General features: G+C 70.4%; 20 protein-coding genes and 1 tRNA gene. 13 read left to right on the forward strand and 8 right to left on the reverse strand.

Annotated features, from left to right (window positions below):
* From EBL84_RS11595 to EBL84_RS11615, 5 genes are all read right to left on the reverse strand, one after another.
* A partial coding sequence (locus EBL84_RS11595; protein ID WP_123140963.1) for a PAS domain S-box protein occupies window positions 1-2,272 on the reverse strand: 2,272 nt, incomplete at its 3' end.
* The gene (locus EBL84_RS11600) at window positions 2,269-3,069 is read right to left on the reverse strand and encodes a phosphate/phosphite/phosphonate ABC transporter substrate-binding protein (protein WP_123140964.1); all 801 of its coding nucleotides are present in this window, start codon (window positions 3,067-3,069) and stop codon (window positions 2,269-2,271) included. The genes EBL84_RS11600 and EBL84_RS11595, both read right to left, overlap by 4 nt.
* Before the next feature lie 34 nt (window positions 3,070-3,103).
* Window positions 3,104-4,150: a sulfotransferase family 2 domain-containing protein gene (locus EBL84_RS11605; protein ID WP_190287947.1), complete on the reverse strand. Its 1,047-nt coding sequence runs from the start codon at window positions 4,148-4,150 to the stop codon at window positions 3,104-3,106.
* A gap of 325 nt (window positions 4,151-4,475) precedes the next feature.
* On the reverse strand, window positions 4,476-5,564 hold the full coding sequence (locus EBL84_RS11610; RefSeq protein WP_123140966.1) for a glycosyltransferase: 1,089 nt from the start codon (window positions 5,562-5,564) through the stop codon (window positions 4,476-4,478).
* 379 nt (window positions 5,565-5,943) lie between these two features.
* Window positions 5,944-7,134 (reverse strand): glycosyltransferase family 4 protein, encoded by a 1,191-nt coding sequence (locus EBL84_RS11615; protein ID WP_123140967.1) that lies wholly within the window; start codon window positions 7,132-7,134, stop codon window positions 5,944-5,946.
* Window positions 7,135-7,179: 45 nt separating this feature from the next.
* Between EBL84_RS11615 and EBL84_RS11620 the strand changes: the two genes are divergently transcribed.
* Window positions 7,180-8,097 carry a glycosyltransferase family A protein gene (locus tag EBL84_RS11620; protein ID WP_190287948.1) on the forward strand — a complete coding sequence of 306 codons (918 nt, stop codon included), beginning with the start codon at window positions 7,180-7,182 and terminating at the stop codon, window positions 8,095-8,097.
* A gap of 345 nt (window positions 8,098-8,442) precedes the next feature.
* On the opposite strand, the gene EBL84_RS11625 is transcribed toward EBL84_RS11620, so the two are convergent.
* Window positions 8,443-9,516: an NAD(P)-dependent alcohol dehydrogenase gene (locus EBL84_RS11625; protein ID WP_123140969.1), complete on the reverse strand. Its 1,074-nt coding sequence runs from the start codon at window positions 9,514-9,516 to the stop codon at window positions 8,443-8,445.
* A 405-nt stretch (window positions 9,517-9,921) separates the two neighbouring features.
* On the opposite strand from EBL84_RS11625, the gene EBL84_RS11630 reads away from it, so the two are divergent.
* Both EBL84_RS11630 and EBL84_RS11635 read left to right on the forward strand, forming a co-directional pair.
* Window positions 9,922-10,806 (forward strand): AraC family transcriptional regulator, encoded by an 885-nt coding sequence (locus EBL84_RS11630; RefSeq protein ID WP_123140970.1) that lies wholly within the window; start codon window positions 9,922-9,924, stop codon window positions 10,804-10,806.
* A gap of 318 nt (window positions 10,807-11,124) precedes the next feature.
* A complete protein-coding gene (locus EBL84_RS11635) occupies window positions 11,125-11,667 on the forward strand; it encodes a HEPN domain-containing protein (protein ID WP_123140971.1) in 543 nt (180 codons plus the stop codon).
* 463 nt (window positions 11,668-12,130) lie between these two features.
* Here the strand turns inward: EBL84_RS11635 and EBL84_RS11640 are convergent.
* Window positions 12,131-12,221, reverse strand: a tRNA-Ser gene (locus EBL84_RS11640).
* Window positions 12,222-12,362: 141 nt separating this feature from the next.
* On the opposite strand from EBL84_RS11640, the gene EBL84_RS11645 reads away from it, so the two are divergent.
* Window positions 12,363-13,181 carry a trans-aconitate 2-methyltransferase gene (locus tag EBL84_RS11645; protein WP_123140972.1) on the forward strand — a complete coding sequence of 273 codons (819 nt, stop codon included), beginning with the start codon at window positions 12,363-12,365 and terminating at the stop codon, window positions 13,179-13,181.
* A gap of 11 nt (window positions 13,182-13,192) precedes the next feature.
* Here the strand turns inward: EBL84_RS11645 and malQ are convergent, their stop codons facing one another.
* On the reverse strand, window positions 13,193-14,707 hold the full coding sequence (gene malQ, locus EBL84_RS11650; protein WP_123140973.1) for a 4-alpha-glucanotransferase: 1,515 nt from the start codon (window positions 14,705-14,707) through the stop codon (window positions 13,193-13,195).
* Between the two features lie 442 nt (window positions 14,708-15,149).
* On the opposite strand from malQ, the gene EBL84_RS11655 reads away from it, so the two are divergent.
* The 9 genes from EBL84_RS11655 (at window position 15,150) to EBL84_RS11695 (ending at window position 25,491) form a co-directional block, all read left to right on the forward strand.
* A complete protein-coding gene (locus EBL84_RS11655) occupies window positions 15,150-15,722 on the forward strand; it encodes a carboxymuconolactone decarboxylase family protein (protein ID WP_123140974.1) in 573 nt (190 codons plus the stop codon).
* Between the two features lie 138 nt (window positions 15,723-15,860).
* Window positions 15,861-17,801 carry a methyl-accepting chemotaxis protein gene (locus EBL84_RS11660; RefSeq protein ID WP_123140975.1) on the forward strand — a complete coding sequence of 647 codons (1,941 nt, stop codon included), beginning with the start codon at window positions 15,861-15,863 and terminating at the stop codon, window positions 17,799-17,801.
* Window positions 17,798-18,835, forward strand: a complete 1,038-nt coding sequence (cheB, locus tag EBL84_RS11665) for a chemotaxis-specific protein-glutamate methyltransferase CheB (RefSeq protein ID WP_123140976.1) — start codon at window positions 17,798-17,800, stop codon at window positions 18,833-18,835. Before EBL84_RS11660 ends, cheB begins: the two co-directional genes overlap by 4 nt.
* On the forward strand, window positions 18,832-20,226 hold the full coding sequence (locus EBL84_RS11670; RefSeq protein WP_190287949.1) for a protein-glutamate O-methyltransferase CheR: 1,395 nt from the start codon (window positions 18,832-18,834) through the stop codon (window positions 20,224-20,226). Before cheB ends, EBL84_RS11670 begins: the two co-directional genes overlap by 4 nt.
* Window positions 20,227-20,242: 16 nt before the next feature.
* Complete coding sequence (locus EBL84_RS11675) at window positions 20,243-22,405, forward strand: response regulator (protein WP_123140978.1); 2,163 nt, start codon at window positions 20,243-20,245, stop codon at window positions 22,403-22,405.
* 45 nt (window positions 22,406-22,450) lie between these two features.
* Complete coding sequence (locus tag EBL84_RS11680) at window positions 22,451-22,801, forward strand: response regulator (protein ID WP_123140979.1); 351 nt, start codon at window positions 22,451-22,453, stop codon at window positions 22,799-22,801.
* Window positions 22,802-22,839: 38 nt separating this feature from the next.
* Window positions 22,840-24,540: a diguanylate cyclase gene (locus EBL84_RS11685; RefSeq protein WP_123140980.1), complete on the forward strand. Its 1,701-nt coding sequence runs from the start codon at window positions 22,840-22,842 to the stop codon at window positions 24,538-24,540.
* On the forward strand, window positions 24,537-25,058 hold the full coding sequence (locus EBL84_RS11690; protein ID WP_165913465.1) for a chemotaxis protein CheW: 522 nt from the start codon (window positions 24,537-24,539) through the stop codon (window positions 25,056-25,058). The genes EBL84_RS11685 and EBL84_RS11690 overlap by 4 nt, the downstream gene beginning before the upstream one ends.
* Window positions 25,059-25,062: 4 nt before the next feature.
* Window positions 25,063-25,491 (forward strand): hypothetical protein, encoded by a 429-nt coding sequence (locus EBL84_RS11695; protein WP_123140982.1) that lies wholly within the window; start codon window positions 25,063-25,065, stop codon window positions 25,489-25,491.
* The last annotated feature ends 106 nt before the right edge of the window (window positions 25,492-25,597 follow it).

Consider the following 25,597-nt stretch of genomic DNA (forward strand, 5'->3'; position numbering starts at 1 on the left):
TGGCGGCCCACACCTGCACCCGCCAGCCCGCGGCCCGGCGCGCCAGACGCGCCCGCCGATCGTCGGCCGGGGCGCGCGCGCGCAGCGGGAGGCGCACCCAGAAGCGGGAGCCGACGCCGGGCTCGCTCGCGCAGCCGATCTCGCCGCCCATGATCCGCGCCAGCCCGCGACAGATCGCCAGCCCCAGCCCGGTGCCGCCAAAGCGTCGGCGGCGCGAGTCGTCGACCTGGACGAACTCGTTGAACAGCTCCGACAGACGCTCGCGGGCGATGCCGATACCGGTGTCGCGCACCTCGATCGAGAGTCGCTGCTCGGCGCCCTCGCCCACCACCCCGGCGCACAGCTCGATGGCGCCGTGCTCGGTGAACTTGAGCGCGTTGCCGAGCAGGTTGAGCAGGATCTGGCGCAGCTGGCCGGGGTCGAGTTCGACCCGCACCGGCAGTTGCGGGTCGAGGGTCAGCAGCAGCTCCACGCCCTTGGCGAAGGCGCGCGCGGCGAACAGCCCGAGCACCCCTTCGAGCAGGGGTTCGAGGGCGCAGGGCTCGGGCCGGGTCTCCATCCGTCCGGCCTCGATCTTGGAGAAGTCGAGGATGCTGTCGACCACCGACAGCAGACTGTGCCCGGCCTCGCCGGCCACCCGCGCATGGGCCGCCTGCTCGGGGTCGAGACCGCTCTCGAGCAGCAGCTCGTTCATGTTGAGGATGGCGTTGAGCGGGGTGCGGATCTCGTGGCTCATGGTGGCGAGAAAGCGCGATTTGGCCTCGCTGGCCTGTTCGGCGCGGGCGCGCTCCTCGATCAGCGCCGCCTCGGTGCGCTTGCGCTCGCTGATGTCGATGAAGTTGGCGACATAGTTGGTCACCCGGCCGTCCGGGTCGCGCACCGTGGTGATGCTCAGCCATTCGGGGAAGATCTCGCCGTTGCGGCGGCGGTTCTCGATCTCGCCCTCCCAGTGACCGTCGCGCTGCAACCGCGCCCACATCTCCCGGTAGAAGCGCTGCGACTGGCGCCCGGACTTGAGCAGTCGCGGCGTCTCGCCGATGGCCTCGTGCGGGGCATAGCCGGTGATCGCGGTGAAGGCGCGGTTGACGCGCAGGATGCGACTCTCGGCGTCGGTGATGAAGATCGCCTCCTGGGCCTCGAAGGCCTGGGCGGCGAGACGCAGCTCCTCCTCGGCGCGGCGCCGCGCGCTGATGTCGCGGATGAAGGCGGTGAAATAGACCGTCTCATCGGCCTCGACCTCGGTGATGGCGATCTCGATCGGGAACTCGTGACCGTCGCGGTGCAGCGCCTCCATCTCCAGACGCTGGCCGACCACCCGCCCCTTGCCCTCGGCGCGAAACCGCGCCATGCCGCGACGGTGGGCGGCGCGATAGCGCTCGGGGACGATCAACTGTTCGAGCAACTGGCCACCGACGTCCTCGCGCAGATAGCCGAAGATCTGCTCGGCCGAGGCGTTGAAGTCGACCACCCGGCCATCGAGGTCGATGGTGACGATGGCGTCGAGCGCGGCGTCGAGCAGCGCGCTCTTCTGCGCCTCGCTGCGACGGATGCGCTCGGCGAGCTGACGGGCGGCGGCGAGCGCCTCGTTGAGATCGGCATAGCTGTCGGCCAGGCGCGCCGACATCAGGTTGAAGGCGCGGATCGCCTCGCCGATCTCGTCGTTGCCGTGCTGGGGGATGCGCACCCCCGGACCCTCGCGGGCGATGCGGTTGGAGGCATCGCGCAGGCGCAGCAGCTGACGGCTGAGATAGGTGCCGAGCAGCAGCGAGAACAGCGCCACCAGCGCCATCTCGAGCAGCGCGATCCCGATCGCCCCGGAGCGTGCCGAGCTGAGCAGCGCGAGGAAGGGCTCGACCGAGACGCCCAGCTCGACACGACCGAAATAGGCCCCGCCGGCATGGATCTCGGCGCGGGTGTCGAACACCCCGTCGGCGGCGTGCGAGGGGTCCTGGTCGGCGACGAAGCGGCGCGCCAGCGCGCGCGCCGCACCGGCCTCGGCGAGGATCAGGCCATCGCGGTCGCGCACCCGCGCATAGACGATGTCGGCGTTGGTCAGCACCTCGTCGAGCAGGCTCTCGAGCCGGGCCAGATCGGTGGCCAGCACCGCGTCGGTGGCATTGGTCGCCACCAGGCTGGCGGCGGTGGTCGCGCGCTGGACCAGCTGCGCCTCGTTCGACTCGCGCAGCCAGCTCAGCGCGCTGAACACCAGCAGCGCCAGCAGCGCCGCCTCGATCAGCGCGATGCCGAGGATGGTCTTGAGACGGAAGCTCACGGGGCCTCGGCGCGCAGGTCGTCGAGCAGGTCGATACCGAGGGCGCGCACGTCGTCCCAGTCACCGTCCTCGGCGGCCACCAGCCGGGGCATCCCCAGCGTCTCGATCAGCGCCCGCCCCTCGGCGTCGGCGGCGAGCCCGAGCATCGCCTCGCGCACCCGCGCGACCACCTCGGGTGCGACCCGCGGATGGCTGGCGAAGGCGTGGCGGGTATAGCCCTGGGTGGTCATCAGCACGCGCAGCTCGGCGCGGCGCGGCGGGTCGAGCGCCTCGAGCGTGCGTACCACCCCGCCGCCGGCGGGATAGAGCCCGACGCTCACGGTACGGTAGACCGAATCGTGCGAGGCGACATAGCGCGGGGTGAAGGCGATGCCGCGCTGGGCCAGCTCGGCGCGGATCAGCACGCTGGCGGCAAAGGCCGCCGGGGCCGGGAAGGCCAGGGTCGCGCCCTGCAGCGACCCGACCTCGCGCAGCGGGCTGTCGGCGCGTACCACCAGCACCCCGCGCAGCCGTCCCTCGGCGCGGGCGAGTGCGCGATAGCCGGGGTCGCGGGCGAAGACCGTGTAGTGATAGGGGTTCATGTAGGCGAGATCGTATTCGCCCTGCGCCAGACGGCGCTCGAAGGTGGGGATGTCGGCGGCGGTCTCGAAGCGCAGCGCCACCCCGGCGCGCGCGCCGAGCGCCTCGAGCAGCGGCACCCAGGCGCGCGCCAGGGTGCTTGCCGATTGCTGCGGCACGATGCCGAAGCTCAGCTCCGTGGCCGATGCGGCCAGCGGCGCCACGAGCAGGGTCAGCAACAGCAGCGCCGCGCGGCCACGGCGCCGGGTGCGCTCAGAAGCGGTAACCGAAGAGTTCGATGTCGCGCCGGAAGCGGCGCGCGATCCAGTCGCGGCTGTGTGTGTCATAGAACTCCCGATAGTCGAGCCGGCCATGCCGGGAACGGTTGAAGTGCTCGGGCGCCGGGGGCGCGAGACCGAGATGGTCGCACAGTGCGGTCAGATCCTCCTGGTAGTGCTCGAAGCGGGCGAGGAAGTCGATCTGCAACCGCCCTGCTCGATCGGTCACATAGTCGCTCTGGGAGCGACCGATCATGAAGCGATGAACGGGCGCCTGGCTGGCCCAGGCGAGCCAGTCTCCGGGCGCGCGCGGGCGCAGCGCGCGACGCAGGAACTGCTTGAAGCCGGGGCCGGAGAGGTGCGTCGAACCCAGGGGCTCGTCGGGGGAGGCGCGGGCCAGCGCGATGTACCACGACAGCGCCAGATCCCAGGGGTTGCGCACGAAGGCGAAGCGGAAGTAGTCGGGATATCTGGCCAGCAGCCGGGCGTTGTCGCGATAGGTGCTGTGCTGGCGACCGTCGAAGTGACAACGGTCCTGCCAGCCCGGGGCGCGCGCATCGAGCCCGGCGAGCGAGGCCCGGGTGTCGAGGTCGTCGCGAAACACCGAGGTCAGTGAACTGCCGCCGGTCTTGGGGATGTGGAAATAGACGAAGCGACGGTGGTGGGAGAGCAGCATGGTGTTCTGGCTCCGGGGGCAGACGTTCAGGGTGAGCAGATGGCATTTCCAGATCGCCTTGCGCAGGCGTCTGCTCAACCTTGGCAACCACCGTGCCAGGCGATCGGTCTCGCGCACCGGCCCCGCGGCCAGCGACGGGTTGCAGCGGTCACCGAGCACGCCGCCGAGCCACCGCGCCCCGGCCCCGCGCAGCCGCTCCAGCGTCGCGGCCACACCGGCGGCGAAGTGGGCCGGTGCGCGCCGCACCGCTGCAGGCCGCGGTGCAGGATGCGACTCGATCCGCAATGGCCGCGCCCGGCCAACCCCGAGACCGTCGAGAGCGTCCCCGATGACCACCACCGCCTCGTCCTCGACACCATCGCCCATCGGCGCCCCTCCTCTTCGTCCAGGGCGGTCGGGGCGCGAGAGACCCCCGTCAGAACATCTGTAGGCACCCGCGCCGGCGCACAAGCCGGCTCCGGCGCTCGGCCACGCGCCCCGAGGCGGCGCGCGTGACCGCGCCGATAGCACAGGACGCCCGCCACCCCGGTGCACCACGCCGACGGCGCCGCGGAATACACAGGGTGCGAGGAACAGTACCAAAAACAGCGCCGCTCCGACCATCGACGCCAGACGACCGATCCAGCCCGGCAGCGAAGGGGGTCTCGGCAGTCAGGATGAGCAGCGCGAGCGGGCTGGTCCGCATCGGGACTCAGCTCGCACCGGGGTGACGGAGGGCGGCATAGGCGGCGGCCATCGCCCGCACCTCGGCGCGGGCGAGGACATAGGGGCGTGGGTCGAACGGCACGGCGCGCGCGATGGCGGCGAGCTGCACCGCCAGCGCCACGCTGAGGATCGCGACATCCCCGGCCGGCACCACCCGGGCGGTGTCGGGACAGGCGGTCTCGGGGACGCCGCCGACGGCGCTCACCACCACCGGGATGCCGCAGGCCTGGGCCTCCAGCGGCGCCAGCGGCAACCCCTCGGCGAGCGCGGGCAGGCAGAACAGGTCGAGCGCCTGGTAGAAGGTCGGCATGGCGTCCACCCGCCCGATGAAATGCACGCGTTTCGCCAACCCCTGCCGGGCGACCAGGCGGCGCAACGCGCCCTCCTCCGGGCCGCTGCCGGCGAGCGCCAGATGGGTGTCGGCGTCGAGTCCGAGCAGCGCCTCGATCAGCAGCCGCTGGCCGTTGACCGGGTGCAGCGGTGCGACGCAGCCGATCAACCGCACCTCGCGCGGCAGGTCGAGCTGCGCGCGCGCCACGGCGCGATCGCCGGGGATGAAGTGATCGGTATCGACGCCGTTGAGGATCACCCGTGGCCGCCACCCCGGCAGTCGCGCGCGGATGCGCGTGGCGACGTGCTCGGCATCGGCGACCAGCCGGGGTCGGGTCAGCGCCAGCGTCGTCCACTGCAGCCAACGCTGCGGCAACGACTCCAGGTGCCGGGCCTCGTGCTCGGTGTGCACCAGATGGCGCACCCCGGCCAGGCGCGCGGCCAGACCGCCGTAGATCAGCGGGCCGCGATGATAGGTGTGCACCGCCACCGCGCCCTCGGCGCGCAACAGCCGCGCCAGACGCGGGACCAGCCCCGGCGTCCAGCCCGGCGGCTTGGCGAGAAAGCGCAGCCGATCGACATCGGTCTGCAGCCGTGGCCAGGCGGCGACCGCCGCCACGCCCTCGCCCTCCAGGCTCATCACCAGATGGCGCTCGGTGGCGGCGCCGTGACGCGCCAGCTCCAGCACCATGCTCTCCACCCCACCGGGACGCAGGTGCTGCACGACATGAACGATGGTGGTCATCGGGATTTCTCCACGGGCAGATGATCGACCGCGCGGTCCGTCGAGCGGCACTCGATTCGGTACGGCTTGAGTGATGGGATGCGGCTGAGCACCGTCAGCGCGCGCGGGCGCCAGTCGCCGGCGGGCAGGTCGTATGCGGTCGAGCAACTCGATGGGCATGGTCGGGACCGATGAGCAGAGGATGACCGACCGTGAGCAGATCGCGTGCCATCCCGCATCCGCACGCGCCGGCGCGATCCCGCGCCGCTCGCCCGCCCCGGCGTTGCAGCGTGCAACGCAGCGGGCGCTGCATCCTGCAACACGCCTCAGGACGGCGTCGCGGCCAGCGCGAGCCCGTAGAGCGGCGCCCGGAGGCCGGGGCGCGCGCGCGGCGACCCTCTCACACCTCCTCGACCAGCGCCGAGAGCGCCCGGGCCTGACGCTCGGCGGTGAACAGCTCCAGCAACCGTCGGCGCCCCACCTGCCCCATCGCCGCCAGACGCAGCGGCGCCGTGGTCGCCACCGTCTCGATGGCGCGGGCGAGCGCGGCGCGATCGCCCGGCGCCACCCGCCAGCCGCTCTCCTCGGTCACCATCTCCTTGCAGCCCATCAGCGTGGTGGTGATCACCGGCAGCGCCATCGCCATCGCCTCCTTGACCACCACCGGGTCGGTGTCGCGGGCGCCGTTGGCGGCGATGCGGAAGGGTGCGACCAGCGCCCGGTAGCCGGGGCCGTGACGCGCCAGCCACTCGGCCGGACGCGCGCCGAGGAACTCCACCCAGTCGTCCAGCCCGAGCCGGGTACAACGCGCCCGCAGCGACGCGCGCAGCGGGCCGTCGCCGACCAGATCGAGCCGGGGGCGGTGCGCCGCCGGGACCAGCGCCAGCGCCTCGAGCAGATCCGCCACCCCCTTGGTCTCGCACAACCGACCGATGAACAGCAGCCGATCGGCCTCCGCGGCACCGCTCACCACCGGCGCGAAGGTGCGCGCATCGACCCCGCAATAGACCACCCCGACGCGCGCACGCGGCGCCAGCGCGGTGAAGTCGCGGCGCATGTCCTCGCACACGGCCACCGCGAAGTCCGCCCGATCGAGCTTGAGCGCGAGGTCGGCGGGGGTGGCGTAGACGTCGGAGCCGTGCCCCACGAAGGACACCCCGATGCCGAGCCAGCGGGCGGCGACGATCGCCGTGGCGGTGGTGGCCTGGGCGAAATGGGCATGGATGTGGGTACAGCCCTCGTAGCGCATCACCGCCGCCACCCGCGCGGCGCCGTAGAGCAGCGCGGCGCGCGGCAGCCCGCGCTGGCGCAACGCGAAGCCGAGCCCGCGCAACAGGCTCGGGCGGATGCCGCCAAGCGCCTCGGCGGCATCGGCCGGACCGAGATCGGAGAGATACCAGGTGCGCACCGCCAGACGCTGATCGCTGGCCTGGGCCGGTCCCGGATGACGGCGGAAGGCGATCGGCACCACCCGGTGACCGAGCGACTCCATGGCGCGGATCTCGGTGCCGATGAAGGTCTCGGAGAGGACCGGGAAGGCGGGGATGAGATAGGCGATCGTCTTCATGATGGTGATGTTTCCGTTTGGCATGCGAACTGCTGCGCCTTGAGCAACATCAATGCCAGAGGACGCGCCATGTCGACCCAGCCCATCCAGGTCTCGATCGTCATCCCCGCCCGCGACTGTCTCGAGCAGCTGCCGCGCACGATCGACAGCGTCCTCGCCCAGCAGCTCGACGCCTTCGAGGTGCTGGTCGTCGACGACGGCTCCGAGGACGGCACCTGGGACTGGCTGTGCGCGTACGCCAGACGCGCGCGCTGGCTGCACCCGATCCGGCTCGGCGGGCTGGGCGCGGCGCGGGCGCGCAATCACGCCATCGCCGCGGCGCGCGGCGCGCTGATCGCCTTCCTCGACGTAGGGGATCGCTGGTACCCGGGCAAGCTCGCCGCGCAGCTCGCCCTCCACCGGCGCGACCCCGAGCTGGTGATGAGCTTCACCAACTACCGCCATGTCGGCGCCGACGGCGAGGACCGCGGCGACTGCTTCAGCCTCTGGCCGGGGTTGCGGCGGCTGCTCGAGGGCGGCGACAGCTTCCGACGGCTCTCCCACCCGACGGCGCTGCTGTTCGCCGAGAACCTGGTCGGCACCTCGACGGTGGTGGCCAGAGGCGATGCATTGCAGAATGCGAAGGGATTCGACGGTGGACTGCATTCTGCAGAGGAGCGGGAGCTGTGGCTGCGCCTGGCCAGCGCCGGGGCGGTCGGCTTCAGCCCGCGCGTCTACTGCGACGACGAGCGGCGCGCCGAGACCGAGATCAGCCGCACCGAGGCGCGGCTCGCGGTGCTGGCGCGGATCATCCGGCGCGACCGCCCCGAACTCGGCACCGCGTACCCGGTCGCACTGCGCCGCGCCCGGCTGCTGATCGGCGAGGCCGAGGGACACCCGGCGCGGGTCTGCGCCAGCCGCCTGTTGGCACGCTCGCTGACGCCGCAGCGACGCATCCCGCGCGCCGCGCGCACCGATGGCCGACTGCTGCGCGCGCCGCGCGACTGAGGCCCGCTCGATCGCGCACCGCACGCGGCGCGGCCCCAGACCGCGAGCAGGCGCGGCGGCCTCTCCGCGGGCTCGGGGCGGCGCGCTTGCTCGCCTCGCGCTCCAGTCCGCCGCCGGAGACGAGGTCGACGACCGGGGCCACTCGGCGCACGCGAAGAGGACGGGGCGCGCGCCCGTCCTCTGTCAAACGGCATCGGGGGATGGGGGGGGGTGGTGCCGACACGGGGCCTGGCGTCCCGGCGAGAGGTCGCGCGGGGCGCCTCGGGCGCGAGGCGCGAGATCCGCCCCGCGTCACGCCCGGCCAGACGAAGGCCCGACCTCGGCGCCCTTGCGCTGATCGTTCGTTCAGACCGCCGCGCCCGGCGCGGGCCCATCGACGCTGAGCGAGGCCATGTCGATGACGATGCGATGGGCGAACTCGCCCTCGGCCAGACGCGCGAAGGCATCGTTGATCTGCTCGATGCGGATCATCTCGCACTCGGGATAGATCTGGTGCTCGGCGCAGAAGTCCAGCACCTCCTGGGTCTCGGCGATGCCGCCGATCAGCGACCCGGCGACGCGCCGGCGACCGAACACCAGCGGGGTGGTCATCGGCGCCTCCAGCGGCCCGATCTGGCCGACGATCACCAGCGAGCCGTCGACGTCGAGCAGCGGCGTGTAGACATTCAGGTCGTGCTTCACCGGCACGGTGTCGATGATGAGATCGAAGGCGTTGGCGGCCGCCTGCATCGCCTGCCGGTCGGTGGAGGCGAGGAGGCCACGGGCGCCGCTGGCCTTCGCTTCCGTCTCCTTCCTGCTCGAGCGGCTGATCACCGTGACCTCGGCGCCCATCGCCGCGGCGAGTTTGACCGCCATGTGGCCGAGTCCGCCGAGCCCGATGACGCCGACACGCGTGCCCTCGCCCACCTGCCAGGTGCGCAGCGGCGAGAAGGTGGTGATACCGGCGCAGAGGATGGGCGCGGCCCTGGCGAGATCCAGACTGTCGGGGATGCGCAGCACGAACGCCTCGCGCACCACGATGTGCTTGGAGTAGCCGCCCTGGGTGATCTCGCCGCTGATGCGATCGGGCGCGCCATAGGTCGGAGTCATGCCGTTGCGGCAGTACTGCTCCTCATGGTTGTGGCACTGGTCGCAGTCCTGGCAACTGTCGACCATGCAGCCGACCGCGACGCGGTCACCCACCCGGTAGCGCTCGACCTCGGGACCGACGGCGCTGACCACGCCGACGATCTCGTGGCCCGGCACCAGCGGATAGGGCTGCGGCCCCCAGTCGCCGTTGACGGTGTGCAGGTCGGAGTGACAGACACCGCAGTACTGGATGTCGATGGCGACATCGTTCGGGCGCAGCGCGCGACGCTCGAAGTGATAGGGAACGAGCGTGGCATCGGCCGAATGGGCCGCGTATCCAACGGTTTTCATGGTCTTTGGCCTGTCTTCGTCAGTGGGTTGCGGAGGTGCCGCCGGTCTCGGCGAGCGGCGACGATGACTTGAACTCGGCGCCGAGGGCGCGCGATCGCGCGGACCCGGCACGACGGGGTCGGCGAACGCACCCGTGTTGAGCCAGACTCGTGATGCTCGTGCAGGCGGGGCGAACGGGGTAGAGAACGGCGCCACCGCCGAGCAGTCCACACCTGCCAGAGCGGTCGCCACGGCGGGCCACATCATCGGCTGCATTGACGATGAACATAGGGCTCGATGCCCTCGGTTGAGAGACCTGATCCTCTCGATCTCTTGCCTATTCCTACCCGAGCGGTGATTTCAAGTTGCCCCGGTGGAGCCAATCCTGTCTAAAAGATCCATCTCCCGAATCAGAGCGCGCACGACATGTCATCGAACTCGATACTGCTGCAGCACTTCCCGGCGCTGGAGACCGGGGTGATGGAGTCGCCCCTCCAGGGGGTGCGCTTCTTCAAGTCGACACAGCCGATCCCGCGGCGCCCGCTGGTCTACGACCCCGGCATCTGCATCGTCGTCCAGGGCCACAAGACCGGCTATCTCGGTGGCGAGGCGTTCCGCTACGACGCCGACAACTATCTGGTCACCTCGGTCACCATGCCCTTCGAGTGCGAGACCTTCAGGTCGCCCGAGACGCCCCTGCTCGGGCTCTATATCGATATCGACCTCGGCCAGTTGAACGCGCTGATCAGCGGCATGGGCCTGCAGGCCGAGATCGGCAAGGCCACCGAGCGCGGCCTGCCGCGGGGAATCGGGCCGGCCGCGCTGGACGCCGAGATGGCCGACGCCATCGCCCGTCTGATCAAGGCGCTGGGCTCGGAGACCGAGGCCCGGCTGCTCGGCCCGGGGCTGGTGCGCGAGGTGCTGTTCCGCGCCCTCGGTGGCACCCAGGCGCCGGTGCTCCACGCCCTGGCGATGTACAGCGGCACCTTCTCCAAGGTCGCCCAGGTGCTGCGGATCATGCAGAGCCACTACGCCGAGAAGCTCGACGTCGAACAGCTCGCCGAGCGCGTGCACATGAGTCCATCGGCCTTCCACCGGGCGTTCAAGGAGATCACCTCCGACACCCCCATCCAGTACCTGAAGAAGGTGCGCCTGACCAAGGCGCGCGAACTGATGCTGCACGAGCGCATCAAGGCCTACATGGCCGCCGACAGGGTCGGCTACGAGAGCCCCTCGCAGTTCAGCCGCGAGTTCAAGCGCTACTTCGGGCAGAGCCCGGCGGAGATGACGCGCGAGGCATGCGCGGCCTGAGCCGCGGCGGATCGCAGCGTCCTCGGCAGGCGATATGGTGCATCCTCCAATCGGGAGCGGTTGAAGCGGCGTGGATCGCCATTCAAGAGACTTGAATACCCTTGACGCTCCGCCCCTGCAAGACCGAATGTGTCTTGCGGGTCTCGGAGCAGGAAGGGGGGGTGCATCTGAGTCGACGCTCGGAGTCTCCAACCCCACCGCATCATCCCAAACCACCATCGGCTGGCTTGTTGGCTCAAGCCATTGGGCCAATGCCCACCAATCCGCGCCCCCTCACCGAAAACAGGGCCATCTCAAACTCAACGTTAAAGAGAGATTATGTCCGAAGCAAAAATATCATTTGAATACGGCATCAAAGATGCGGAAGACCTACTGGCACATTTCGATTCAGCCAACACCAACCCGCCACCTGACAATGCAGAGGTTCTCAAGCGTGCCAGCTTGGTAATGGCGTTAACGGCATGGGAAACGTACGTAGAAGACCGTGTATCTGAGGCATTAGCAAAAAAGCTCAGCATTGTTTCCGGCAGCTATGCCGGCAATTTTATCGAAAACCGGCTAAAACAAGACCTGAAACAATTCCATAATCCAAACTCGGACAAAACGAGGAAGATTTTCCTTGACTATCTAGATGTTGACGTGACGCAAGGCTGGACATGGGCAAACACTGACCCAGCTAGAGCGAAAAAGCTACTGAATCAATGGATTTCAAAGCGTGGAGACGCTGTTCATCGCTCGAAAGCAATCAGCAACGGCCCGCCTCTACCGCACTTGATAAAACGCGAGGATCTTGCAAAGGCCATTCGCTTCATCAAAGACTTGGTCAATGCAACTGAAACTTATCTTGAAAAGAACCTCTAACACCAAAATTATTTATTAAATAACACAAATTTAATTCTCACCTTCCCCGGAGCCAGGCCCGGCGTCAAGTAAAGACCGACTGCATGATTTGGCGGAGCAGAAGAGTGCCAATATGTGCACGAGCAAGTACAGCGAGCAACGCATCGTTGAGTCTGGAATGGTCGTCAAAGGTGCCTGCTGGACACTGGACGTCAGCGCAGAAACTGTCCTATCGATGATGATCGAAATACGGGAAATGGGGAGTTTTGAACCTAAGGCGCCTGCACAAGGTGCGCTGAGGAGGGAAACCGCCGACTCAAGCACATGCAAGCGAACCCGAGGCTGGATCACAAGATCCTGAGGAGATCGTCGAACAACGCCCTGAGCCAGGGTCGCCGAAACCCCTGTCGGTCGATCGCAAGGAAGGGGGGACGCAGGAAGCAGGCAAAAAAATACCGCCTCGAGGGCGGTATTTTTTGCGATGTGGCGGAGAGGGTGGGATTCGAACCCACGATAGGCTATTAACCTATACACACTTTCCAGGCGTGCTCCTTAAACCACTCGGACACCTCTCCGGAAAACACGGCGACAGGAAGGCCCGCGGCGCGTTTGAGCCGTGAACTTTAACCGAAACCCCGACGGCTTTCAACCCATTTCTTCTCGAACGCACAGCGGGCATCATCGGGGCACCCGTTTCCCTCAGGCCACCCTGCCCCATGCCCAACACCCGCGCCAGCACCGCCGACCGTCACCGTCTCTACGAACTCGCCGTCCAGGCCCCGGAGGCCGAGATCGACCTGCTCGATCAGCTCGTCACCGACCTGCGCGGCCGCCCGGCGCGACGGCTGCGCGAGGACTTCTGCGGCAGCGCCGCGATCTCTGCGGCCTGGGTGCGTCGCCGCCCCGACAATCACGCCCTCGGCATCGATCTCGACGCCGCGGTGCTCGACTGGGCACGGACCCACACCCTCGCCGGGCTCGCGCCCGAGGCGCGCGCGCGACTGGCGCTGCGCCAAGCCGATGTCCGTGAGGCCGCCACCGCGCCGGTCGACCTGGTGGTGGCGATGAACTTCAGCTACTGGCTGCTGCGCAGCCGCGAGTCGCTCGGCGACTACTTCCGCGCGGTGCACCGCGCGCTCGCCCCCGACGGGGTCTTCCTGCTCGATGTCTACGGCGGCTACGACGCCCCGCGGGTGATCCGCGAGGAGCGCCGCGTCGCCGACCCCGAGCAGGGCGACTTCGACTACATCTGGGAGCAGGCGCGCTTCGACCCGATCAGCAGCGATCTGGAGTGTCACATCCACTTCGCCTTCGACGACGGCTCGCGGCTCGAGCGCGCCTTCAGCTATCAGTGGCGGCTGTGGACCCTGCCCGAGTTGCGCGAGCTGCTCGCCGAGGCCGGCTTCGGCGAGGTCGGCGTCTACTGGCAGGGCTGGGACGCCGAGGGCGAGCCCGACGGCGACTTCGTCGCGGTCGAGCGCGGCGAGCCCGACGCCGGCTGGATCGCCTATCTCGGCGCCACGCCGACGCGCTGAGCGCGCCGCGCTCAGTCCTCGGGGTGCGGCAACCGCCCGAAGAGCCGGCTGAGCGCGCGCAGCCGCTCGGCGCTGCCGGTCTCGAGCATCTCTTCGCGGAAGCGCCACTCCCAGTTGCCCTCGGCGGTGCCGGGGCGGTTCATGCAGGCCTCGGCGCCGAGTCCGAGCACGTCCTGCAGCGGAAACAGCGCCATCTCCGCCACCGAGCCGAGGGCGCAGCGGATGAAGTCCCAGTGGATCTCGTGACCGTCGGTGTTGAGATAGACCCGGGCGTGGCGGCGCACCGATTCGTCGCGGCTGTCCCACCAGCCGCGCAGGGTGTTGTTGTCGTGGGTGCCGGTGTAGACGGCCTGACGGCGGCGGTGGTGATGGGGCAGGAAGTAGGACCGCCCGAAGCCCTCGGGGATGTCCTCGAAGCCGAACTGGAGGATCGCCATCCCCGGCAGCCCCAGCCCGTCGCGCAGCGCCTCGACGTCCTCGGTGATCACCCCGAGGTCCTCGGCGATCAGCGGCGGGTCGTCGCCGAGCGCCTCCTGGAGCACGCCGAAGAGCTTCATCCCCGGCCCGGCGACCCAGCGCCCGTTGACCGCGGTCGGCTCGTCGGCGGGGATCTCCCAGTAACCGGCAAAGCCCCGGAAGTGGTCGATGCGTACCAGGTCGACCAGCTCGAGCACCTGACGCAGCCGCGCCACCCAGAAGGCGTAGTCGTCGGCGGCCAGCGCCGACCAGCGATACAGCGGGTTGCCCCAGCGCTGGCCGGTGGCGCTGAAATAGTCCGGCGGCACCCCGGCGATCACCGTCGGCTCGCCCTCGGCGTCGAGCTCGAACCAGTGCGGATGGGTCCACACCTCGCTCGAGTCGTGGGCGACGAAGATCGGGATGTCGCCGACCAACCGTACCCCGCGCGCGCGGGCATAGTCGCGCAGCGCCTGCCACTGCTCGAAGAAGCAGAACTGGACGAAGCGCTGCAGCGCCAGCACCTCGCCGTGCGCGGCCGCCCAGCGCGCCAGCGCGCCGGGGTCGCGCAGCGCGTAGTCGCGCGCCCATTGGGTCCAGGGACGCTGCTCGTGGAAGGCCTTGAGGCCGTTGTAGAGGGCGAAGTCCTCGAGCCAGTCGCAGTGGTTCTCGCAGAAGGCGGCGTAGGCGGCGCGCTGCGCGGCCGAGGCGCGCGCCTCGAAGCCGCGGCGGGCGCGCTCGAGCAGCGCGCGCTTCCAGGCGCCGACGGCCTCGTACTCGACCCGGTCGGCGGAGAAGCTCGGCGCCGGTTCGAGGTCCTCGGGGTCGAGCCAACCGGCCTCGAGCAGCCGCTGCGGGCTGATCAGCAGTGGGTTGCCGGCGAACGCCGAGGTGCACTGATAGGGCGAGTCGTGATAGCCGGTGGGGCCGAGCGGCAGCATCTGCCACAGCCCCTGCCCGGCGGCGGCGAGAAAGTCGACGAATCGGTAGGCACCCGGCCCCAGGTCGCCGATCCCGAAGGGACTGGGCAACGAGGTCGGATGGAGCAGGATACCGCTGGTGCGGTGCATGGAGGGGCCTCCCGGTCGGCAGCTGTCCGCTGGTCGCATCCTAACGCCGATCGCCCCACGACAGCGACCACGATCCGCATGGACGGACACGTTTATATCTCTTCGGGCGCGCCGGGTGCACCCGGCGGGGGCGGCCGAGGCGCTCTGCGACACACCCGACACCGAATCATGGGGGCACGCACAAACCATTGAAAGTAAGAGGGCGTCGCAACGCTCGAGCGCGCGACGATTGATCCGCGACCGCGCCTTGGGCTAGCGTGGGGAGGCTCGCGCGACGACGACGCAACGTCGACGCGCCAGCGGCGAGCCGGCGTCCGCAATCGTGACCGGGCGCACGGTTTCGGCACACACGCTTGGCTTCATCTCATTCGCCCGCACCGGGTGTCCGACGCCGGACGGACCTCTCCAACCCGGCCCCGACAGCAGTAGGAACCCATCGATCATGAGCAGTCCCGATACCTTCAAGCACTCACTCAGTCGCGCCCGCGAGTACGGGCTCGAGGAGTTCCTCGAGATCATCGGCGAGCTCTCCCAGGAGAGCACCAAGAAGGGCCGCATCGACCGCGCCAGCAAGGAGCTGATCACCCTCGGCATCGCCCTGGCCAAGCAGTGCCGGCGCTGTATCGACATCCACGGCAGCGAGGCCAGACGCCTCGGCGCCGGCGACGGCGAACTCAGCCAGGTGCGCAAGATCGCGCTGTTTCTCAAGGCCAGCCCCAGCGGCGGCGGCGAGATGTGGGAGTCCTGGGAGGACTCCTGGCGCGAGTACGTGCTCGGGCGCGGCCCGATCGAGCACCATGTGCGCGAGCTGATCGCGCTCGGCATCGCCCTGGTCGAGCAGCGCCGCGACCACATCCGTCTGCACGCGCGCTCGGCGCTGGAGTTCGGCACGCCGCCCGAGGAGATCTTCGAGGTGATGCCGATCGCGCTGCTGATGGACGGCGCCCCCGCCCTCTCGCAGATCCCCCATCTGGTCGAGGCGCTCGACGCCCCGGCACTGCAACTGAGCGCCTGAGCGCGCCGCGCGGTCGCGCCCCGGGCGCGGCTGCGCTAGCATCCGCAGCTGACGCGTCGACCCACGCCCGCGGTGGCGGCGCCATCACGCCGGCCCCAGAGAGGCAGCCGGCCCCGCGGATCACCACGGAAGCCTGCGATGTTCAAGTATCTCCCGCTGTGGGCCAATATCCTGCTGGGCATGGGGCTGGCCATCGCCCTGGCCGTGGCGGCGCTCACCTACAACAACCTCCACGACATCGACCGTCTCACCGCCCAGGCCGAGCGCGAGCAGCTCGCACTCTATGCCGACAGCCTGCAGGCCGAGATCGCCTCCGAGACCCGGCTGGCCGCGGCGATGAGCACCCTGGTGGCGAACCTCCCCGATATCCAGTCGCACTTCGCCGCCGGCGACCGCGCCTGGCTGCGCGCGGCGCTCGAACCGGCCTATCGCAAGCTCCACGCCGACTATGGCGTGGTGCAGTTCCAGTTCCACACCCCGCCGGCGACCTCGATGCTGCGCCTGCACATGCCCGAGCGCCACGGCGACGACCTCTCCGGCTTCCGTCACTCGGTGGTCGACACCAACCGAGAGCGCGAGCCCCAGCGCGGGCTCGAGGTCGGGGTGGCCAACCTCGGCGCGCGCGGCATCGTCCCGGTGGCGTGGCAGGGGCGTCATGTCGGCTCGGTGGAGTTCGGCATGGCCTTCGGCGCCGACTTCTTCGCCACCTTCAAGCAGCATCACGGCGTCGACGCCGCGCTGCACCTCGCCCGCGCCGACGGTCTGCGCACCTTCGCCGGCACCTTCGGCGCCCAGCCGCTGCTCGACGACTCGCGGCTGCGCGCGGCGCTCGCCGGCACCCCGCAGCTCGTCCACGCCCGGCTCGGCACCACCCCGGTGGCGGTCTACGCCAGCGCCGTGACCGACTACTCCGGCACCCCGATCGGGGTCATCGAGCTGGTGCGCGACCGCAGCGCGGCGCTCGCCGCGATCGCTGCCAGCACCCGCGAGGCCTGGCTGGTCGCGGCCCTGGTCGCCGGCCTCAGTCTGGTGCTGACGCTGCTCACGGCGCGCGCGCTCGAGCGGCGCATCCGCCGGCTCGCCGGCGGCATCAAGCAGATCGCCGCCGGCGACCTCAGCCACGAGATCGCCATCGACGGGCGCGACGAGCTCGCCGCGCTCGGTCACGACGGCGAGCGCATGCGCCGTCATCTCCACGGTCTCGTCGGCGAGGTCGAGCAGGATGCGCGCGCCGTCGACGAGGCCGCGCGCGAGATCGCCGGCGCCGTCGAGGGCCAGGCGGCGACCTCCAGCGAGATGTCGGCCTCGATCGCCGAGATCACCTCGACCATGGAGGAGCTGTCGGCCTCCTCGACCCAGATCGCCGAGTACTCCGGCTCGGTGGCCGAGATCGCCAAGCGCACCTACGACGACAGCCTGCAGGGGGCCGAGTCGATGCAGCAGCTGGCCGCGCAGATGGAGGAGATCCGTCGCGACAACCAGCACGCGCTCGCCGAGATCGTCGCCCTCGGGCACAAGTCCAAGGAGATCTCCAAGGTCATGGAGATCATCGACACCGTCGCCGATCAGACCAAGCTGATCGCCTTCAACGCCGCGCTCGAGGCCTCCTCGGCGGGCGAGGCGGGCAAGCGCTTCGGCGTGGTCGCCGCCGAGATCCGCCGCCTGGCCGACTCGGTCACCGACTCGACCAGCGAGATCAGCAACAAGGTCATCGAGATCCAGGACGCCATCAACCGTCTGGTGATCAACTCCGAGAAAGGCTCCCAGGGCATCGCCGAGGGTCTCGAGGCCTCCTCGCGCAGCTCCGAGATCCTCCGCTCGCTGGTCGAGGCCGCCGGCGAGACCACCAGCTCGGCGCAACAGATCAGCCTCTCGACCCAGCAGCAGAAGACCGCCAGCAACCAGGTGGTGGTGGCGCTGCGCGAGATCGTCACCGCCAGCGCCGACACCGCCCAGTCGGTGCAGCGCATCGCCCAGGTCGCCCAGCAGATGACCCAGCTCTCGACCAATCTCGGCCAGCGCGTCGACCGCTTCGAGCTCGGCGCCGCCCCCGCCGCCGACACCCGGGATCCGGCATGAGCGCGTCCCGTCCGATCCGCGTGCTGGTGGTCGACGACAGCCCGCTGGCGCGCGCGCTGATCCGCACCCAGATCGAGGCCGCCGCCGGTCTCGAGGTCTGCGCCGAGACCGGCAATGGCCGCGAGGCGCTGCGTCTGACCCAGGAGCTCGCGCCCGACATCATCACCATGGACCTGCAGATGCCGGGGATGGGCGGGCTCGAGACCATCGCCGAGATCATGTCGACACGCGCCACCCCGATCCTGGTGGTCTCGGACCTGGCCGACGCGGACAACGCCATGGCGGCGGTGGCCTACGGCGCGCTCGATGCCCTCTCCAAGGAGGCGCTCGGCGACGCGTCGCGCCTGGCGCAGCGGCTGCGCACCCTCGCCGGGGTACCGGTGATCCGCCACATCCGTCGCCCCCAGGCCCCCGCCGCCCTCGCCCCGACGGCCCCCGAGCCGCACCGTCACCGCGCCCGGGTGGTGGCCATCGCCGCCTCGACCGGCGGTCCCCACGCGCTCGCCCAGATCCTCGCCGCGCTGCCGCCCGACTTCCCCGCGCCGCTGCTCATCGCCCAGCACATCGCCGACGGCTTCGCCCAGGCGATGGCCGCCTGGCTCGACGGGCTCTGTCCGCTGCCGGTGGCCGTCGCCGAGCCCGGCGAGGCGCTGCGCCCGGGCCGGGTCCACATCGCCGACCCCGGCCAGCACCTCGGCGTCGACCACGAGCAGCGCATCCAGCTCTCGCCGCGCGCCGCCGGCGACATCTATCGCCCGAGCTGCGATCATCTGCTCGAGTCGGTGGCGGCGCACTACGGCGCGCGCGCCGTCGGCGTGATCCTCACCGGGATGGGGCGCGACGGCGCACGCGGGCTGCTGGCGATGCGCCGCGCCGGGGCCCCGACCATCGCCCAGGACGAGGCCAGCTCGGTGATCTTCGGCATGAACCGCGAGGCGATCGTCGCCGGCGCCGCCGCCGAGGTCCTCACCCTGGCCGAGATCCCGCCGCGCCTGTGCGCCCTGACCGGCGCCGTCGCGCCCGCCCCGTCGTGAACGATCTCTCCCCGCTGCGCACGCTCATCAAGGAGCGGATCGGGCTGCACTTCGACGCCGCCTCCGAGACGACGCTGCGCGAGGCGCTGGCGCGTCGCATCGCCCACACCGCGAGCGACGGCCCCGCGGCCTATCTGGCCCGGCTGCGCGCCGACGAGACCGAACTCATGGCGCTCGGCAGCCTGCTGACGATCAACGAGACCTACTTCTATCGCGAAGCGCAGCACCTCGAGCTGCTCACCGATCACCTCATCCCGACGCTGCGCGCGCGCGACCGCGCGCCCCCGGAGACGCCGATCCGCATCCTCTCGGCCGGCTGTTCGAGCGGCGAGGAGCCCTACTCGATCGCCATCGCCCTCGAGCAGCGTCTCGGCGCCGAGGCCGCCGCCGCGGTGCGCATCAGCGCCGGCGACCTCGACCCCGAGGTGCTCGAGCGCGCCCGCGCCGGGCGCTACGGCGCCTTCACCTTCCGCGCCCTCGACCCGGCACTGCGCGCACGTCACTTCACCCGGCTCGACAACGGCCAGCACCAGCTCGCCGCCGCCATCCGCGCGCGCGTCGACTTCCTCGCGCTCAACCTGCTCGCCCGCGACTACCCGCCGGGGCTGCAGGGACAGGACGTGATCTTCTACCGCAACGTCTCGATCTATTTCGATCCGCCGACCCGCGCCCAGGTGCTCGCGCAGCTGGCGCGGCTGCTCAACCCCGGCGGCTTCCTCATCGTCGGCGTCGCCGAGACCCTCGCCAACGACATCGGACTGCTGCGCCAGCACGTCCATCGCGGCATCTTCTATTTCAGCAACGACCCGCTCGCGCCGCCCGCGCGAGCCCTCGCCCCGTCCCGTCCGGTGCGCCGCCCGCCGCCACCGCTCGACCCGGCGCGCTGCTATACCGAGGCGCTGGCGCTGGCACGCGCCGAGCGCTACACCGAGGCGCTGACCCGGCTGGCCATGATCCCGCTCGAACGCCGCTCGGTGGCGGCACTGGAGCTGCGCGCGCTGCTCGAGTTCGAGACCGGGGCGATCGCCGCGGCGCAGGCGAGCTGCGAACAGGCCCTGGCCAGCGATCCCTGGTCGCTCGAGGCGCTGCTCGTCAGCGCGCGCTGCGCCCGGCGCCAGGGCCGCACGCAGGCGGCGAGCACGCAACTGGCCCGCGTCATCTATGTCCAGCCCGAGTGCTGGCGGGCGCACTATCAGCTCGCCGAGCTGCATCGCGACGAGGGCGCCGCCGCGCCCGCCGCGCGCGAGTACCGCATCGCCCGCAACCTGCTCACCGCCGAGCCGCCGCCCGGCGCGCCGCGCCCACTGCTGCCGAGCGCGCTGTCGCGGCGCGACCTGCGGTTGATCTGCGAGCGCCACCTGGCGCGGCTCGCCGCCCAGGGCGCGGACTGAGACGGACGCCACGGGCATGGCCATCGACCTGCAACGCTTCCTGCAACGCTTCGTCACCGAGTCGCACGGCCATCTCGGCGAGCTCGAGGCCCAGCTCTCGGCGATGGCGCGCGACGAGCCGCTCGGACGCGACGACCTCGACGCCGCCTTCCGCACCGCCCACACCATCAAGGGCTCGGCGCGGATGCTCAAGCTGGGGGTGATCGCCGAGATCGCACACGCCCTCGAGGACGTGCTCGGGGCGCTGCGCGAGGCGCGCCTGGCGCCCTCGCCGGAGCTGGCCGCGACCCTGCTCGAATGCCACGACGCCATCGGCGACCTGGTGGCCGCCGCCACCACCCCCGAGCGGCTGCCCGCACACCCCGACCCGGCGCTGCTCGCGCGGCTGCTCGAGCACGCCGCGCCCACCGCCGCGGCGGCGCAGACGCATGCCGCACCCGCCCCCGAGCCGACGCCCGCCGCGGCGCCACCACCCGGCGATGCGCGCACGCCGCCGCGACTCGACCTGCGCCCGACCGAGACGGTGCGCGTCGGACTCGACAAGCTCGATGGGCTGATCCGCTTGATGGGCGAGCTGATCGCCACCCAGGGGCGCTATCGCCAGCGCCTGCTCGAGGCCCGCGCGCTCGACGTCGAGCTTGCACGATTGCTCGAGGACCACCCGGCACTGGCCGAGCACGTCGCCGGCCGACAGCGCTTCACCCGCGCGCTGCGCGATCTGGTGCAGGAGCAGGAGCGGCTCACCAGCGAGCTCGGCGATTGCGCCCTGGGGCTGCGCATGCTGCCGCTGGCAACCCTGTTCGAGCCGATCGCGCGGATCGCCCGCGAGCAGGGCCGGGCGCTCGGCAAGCAGGTCGACTGTCACGCCAGCGGCGGCGAGATCGAGCTCGACCGTCATATCGTCGAGCGTCTCGGCGATGCCCTGGTGCACCTGCTCAGCAACGCCGTCGATCACGGTATCGAGTCGCCCGAGGCGCGCCGTGGCGCCGGCAAGCCCGCGCTCGGACGCATCGAGATCAGCGCGCGCAAGGACGGCGCCGGGGTGGCGATCGACATCCGCGACGACGGGCGCGGACTCGATCGCGCGCGCATCCTCGAGCGTGCGGTGCGCCAAGGGCTGGTCGAGCCGGAGCAGGCCGCCGCCCTGGAGCCGACGCAGGTCGCCGAGCTGATCTTCCGCCCCGGCTTCAGCACCAGCGAGCTGGTCACCGAGGTCTCGGGGCGCGGGGTGGGCATGGACGTGGTCAGGCGCACCGTGGTCGAGGAGCTGCACGGCACCATCGCCGTCACCGACACGCCCGGCCAGGGCACCCGGCTGACGCTCAAGGTGCCGCTGTCGCTGGCGCTGATGCGGGTGCTGCTGTTCGAGGCCGGCAGTCGCGTCTTCGCGCTCACCGCGCAGCACGTCGAGCGGCTGATCCGGGTCGCGCTCGACACCACCCTGCAGGTCGCCGGACAGCCGACGCTGACGCTCGACGGCACCTGTCTGCCGCTCATCACCCTGAGCGCGCTGCTGGGGCTCGAGCGCGAGACCGGCGCGCCCTCACCGCCGGCGCCGCTGATCATCGTCATCGGCACCGCGCGCGCCAAGCTCGGGCTGATCGTCGATCGTCTGGTCGACGAGCGCGACATGGTGATCAAGCCGCTGCCGGCGCACATGCGCGCGCTCGCCCCGGTCGGCGAGCTGGTCGGCGGTTTCGTCACCACCGGCGACGAGACCCTGGTGAGCGTGCTCCAGGCCCCGGCGCTGCTCGCCGCCGCGCGGCTCGAGGCCGACGCACCGGCGCGCGACGCGACCACCGCGCCGGCCTCGGCACACCACGTACTGGTGGTCGACGACTCGCTCAACACCCGCGAGATCGAGCGCGACCTGCTCGAGTCCAGCGGCTATCGCGTCACCCTCGCCGAGGACGGGCTCGAGGCGCTCGACAAGGCGCAGCGACAGCGCTTCGACGCGGTCGTCAGCGATGTCGAGATGCCGGGGCTCGACGGCTTTTCCCTGACCGCCCGGCTGCGCGAGAATAGCGACTATCGCACCACCCCGATCGTCATCGTCACCTCGCGCGCCGACGAGGCCGACCGACGCCGCGGCATCGAGGTCGGCGCCAACGCCTATATCGTCAAGGGCGACTTCGCCCAGTCGAGCCTGGTCGACACCCTGCGAGGATTGATCGGATGAGCCTCGCGCGCCATCCACCATAAGAACCATCGAGGACGCCACCACATGCACATCCTGATCGTCGACGACGACACCCTCACCGGCGAACTCACCGCCGCCATCCTCGAGCAGGCCGGACACCGCTGCGAGATCGTCGCGCACGGTCTCGCCGCGCTCGAGCGCATCGCGGCCGCCACCAGCCCCTTCGACTGCGTGATCTCGGATCTGCACATGCCGCTGCTCGATGGCTTGGAACTCGAGGGCGAGATCCGTAAATTAGGCGTATCGATCCCCTTCATCCTGCTCAGCGGCGACGACCTGCGCGCGACCTCGGATCAACGCCCCGGCATCAGCGCCCACCTCTGCAAGGACGAGACCCTGGAAGAGGCCCTGCTGCAGGCAGTCGCCCGGCTGTGATTACCGCCGCCGCAACGCAGCAGCCCGCGACCACGCGCATGACGCAGCAGCAATCAGCAGACCTCCAGACGCGCAAGGCGCGACTGCGTGCCTCCTTCATCACCCAGCTGCCGAAGCGGCTCGGCGAGCTGCGCGAGCGCGTCTCGCGGCTCGATCCCGCACAGCCCCCGGACCGGCTCAACCTGCAGGAGATCCACCGACTCTTTCACACCCTCAAGGGCTCGGGGGCGACCTTCGGCTTCCCCGAGGTGATGGCCGCCGCGCGCGACGCCGAGCAGCACCTCAGCCAGGTGCTCGACGGCTACGAGGCGCTCGGCGAGGAGCTGCTCGACACCCTCTCCCACCAGCTCGACGCGCTCGAACACCTCGAGATCGATCGCGGCCCCTGCCTGCCCCAGGAGCCGCCGGCCCAGGTCGCGCTGCCGGCGCGACGCAGCGGTCGCGACATCACCACCAGTCGCGGCGAGCACTCCATCTATGTCTGCGACGACGACCCCGAGGTGGTCGCCGAGCTGGCGATGCAGCTCGGCTGCTTCGGCTACCGGGTGACCGCCTTCACCTCGCTGGCCAGGCTCCACCGGGCGGTCGCCGAGACGCCGCCGGCGGCGGTGATCCTCGACGTGGTCTTCCCCGAGGGGATCAACGCCGGACCCGAGGCGCTCGCCGAGATCAATCGGCTCACCGGTCAGCCGGTGCCGACCATCTTCATCTCCAACCGCGAGGACTTCGGCGCCCGGCTGCACGCCGTGCAGGCCGGCGGCAGCGCCTACTGCACCAAGCCGGTGAAGACGGTGGAGATGGTCGAGATCCTCGATCTGATCACCGACACCACCCCGGTCGAACCCTTCCATATCCTCATCGTCGACGACGACCCCGACCTGGCGCAGTACCATGCGCTGATCCTCGAGGCCGCGGGCATGGTCACCCGGGTGCTCAACAATCCGGCGCTGGTGCTCCAGCAGCTCGAGACCTTCCAGGCCGACCTGATGCTGGTCGATCTCTACATGCCGCTGTGCTCGGGACCCGAGCTTGCCCAGGTGCTGCGCCAGGTGCCGGCGCACGTCGGCCTGCCGATCATCTACATCTCCTCCGAGACCGACGCCGAGCGCCAGTTCCGCGCGCTCGCCGCCGGCGCCGACGGCTTCCTCACCAAGCCGATCGCGCCCAAGCGGCTGGTCGCCGAGATCCGGCTGCGTGCCGAGCGCATGCGCACCCTGCGCTCGCTGATGGTGCGCGACAGCCTCACCGGGCTGTTCAACCACAACACCATCCTCCAGCTCCTCGAGATCGCGGTGGCCGCGGCGCTGCGCGGCAACACCCCGTTGAGCTTTGCGATGATCGATATCGACCACTTCAAGCAGGTCAACGACAGCCACGGCCACAACGTCGGCGATCAGGTACTGATGGCCCTCGGGCGCACCCTGCGCCTGCGCATGCGCGACTCCGACGTGGTCGGACGCTATGGCGGCGAGGAGTTCGCCGTGGTGATGATCGGCGCCAGCGCCGAGCGCGCGATGCAGGTGCTCGACGCGCTGCGCCAGAGCTTCGCTGCGGTGACCTTCGCCGGCGAGGGCGGCCAGCAGTTCCACAGCACCTTCAGCGCCGGGCTCGCCGCCTTCCCCGACTTCACCGACCCCACCACCCTGCAGGAGGCCGCCGACCGCGCCCTCTACCAGGCCAAGCGGCACGGGCGCAATCGCATCGAGTGCGCCACCGTCGCCACGGAGCCGCGACCGTGACCCAGGACGACGATCCGCTCGGCGTGCTGCTCGCCGCCCGCCCCGGGGAGGACGACCCGGCGCCGGAGAGCGAGTCGCAGGACCTGGTCAAGCTGGTGGTGTTCGCGCTCGGCGAGCAGCGCTTCGCCCTGCCCGGCGCACGCATCGCCGAGATCCTGCCGTTGGTGCCGATCCACCCGGTGCCCGGCTGCCCGCCGGCGCTCGAGGGGGTGATCTCGGTGCGCGGCGAGATCACCTCGGTGCTCTGTCTCGCCACCCTGCTCGGGCGTCCCACCCCGGCACCGGCCACGCGCGGGGCGATCCTGCTCGCCGGCGCACGTGAGATCACCAGCGGACTGCGGGTCGAGCGCGTGGTCGATGTCGTCGACATCGCCGGGCACGACATCCTCGAACCACCGCCGACACTGCCCTCGATGCTCGCTCGGGTGACCACCGGGGTGTTCACCGCCAAGGGACGGACGGTGGCGGTGCTCGATCTCGAGCGCTTGTTCATCGACTTCATGAAGGAGTCGGCCTAAGCGCATGGAAAACAAAAAAACGCAGAGCACGACTACGCCCCTGGGGATCGATCTGTTATCGTTTCATGCCAATCGGCTGGGCTTTGCCCTGGAGCGCCGTCGGGTGATCGCCCTGGAGCCGGCCGACAGCACCCGCGCGCCCCATATCGCCGAGCTGCTGCGACTGTCCTCGACGACGGACGAGCGCCCCGCGCAACACCAGCGCCAGCTGCTCCTCGCCCACCCCGCGGGAGCGCTCCGGGTCCGCGTCGACGAACCGATATCGCTCGACCGAGTACAGGCCGGCGACCTGCATCCGCTGCCGCCGCTGCTGGCGGCCCGCAGCCGATTGCCGTGGCTGCGGGCGCTGGCCTGGAAGAACACACCGGTGATGGTGCTCGACCCCTGGCACGACGCCGGCTGGACGGATCATTGGGGCCGAGACGACCGGTAACAGGGAAGGACCGCGACACCATCGTCGCCACGCCCGAGCGGGCAGCGGAGGAAGCAACAGAGATGGCGCTACTGCTCCTGGGGCGAAGCCGCCCCGAGGCCGTCGA

The organism is Marichromatium sp. AB31 (genome assembly GCF_003718685.1).
Taxonomy (GTDB): Bacteria; Pseudomonadota; Gammaproteobacteria; order Chromatiales; family Chromatiaceae; genus Marichromatium; species Marichromatium gracile.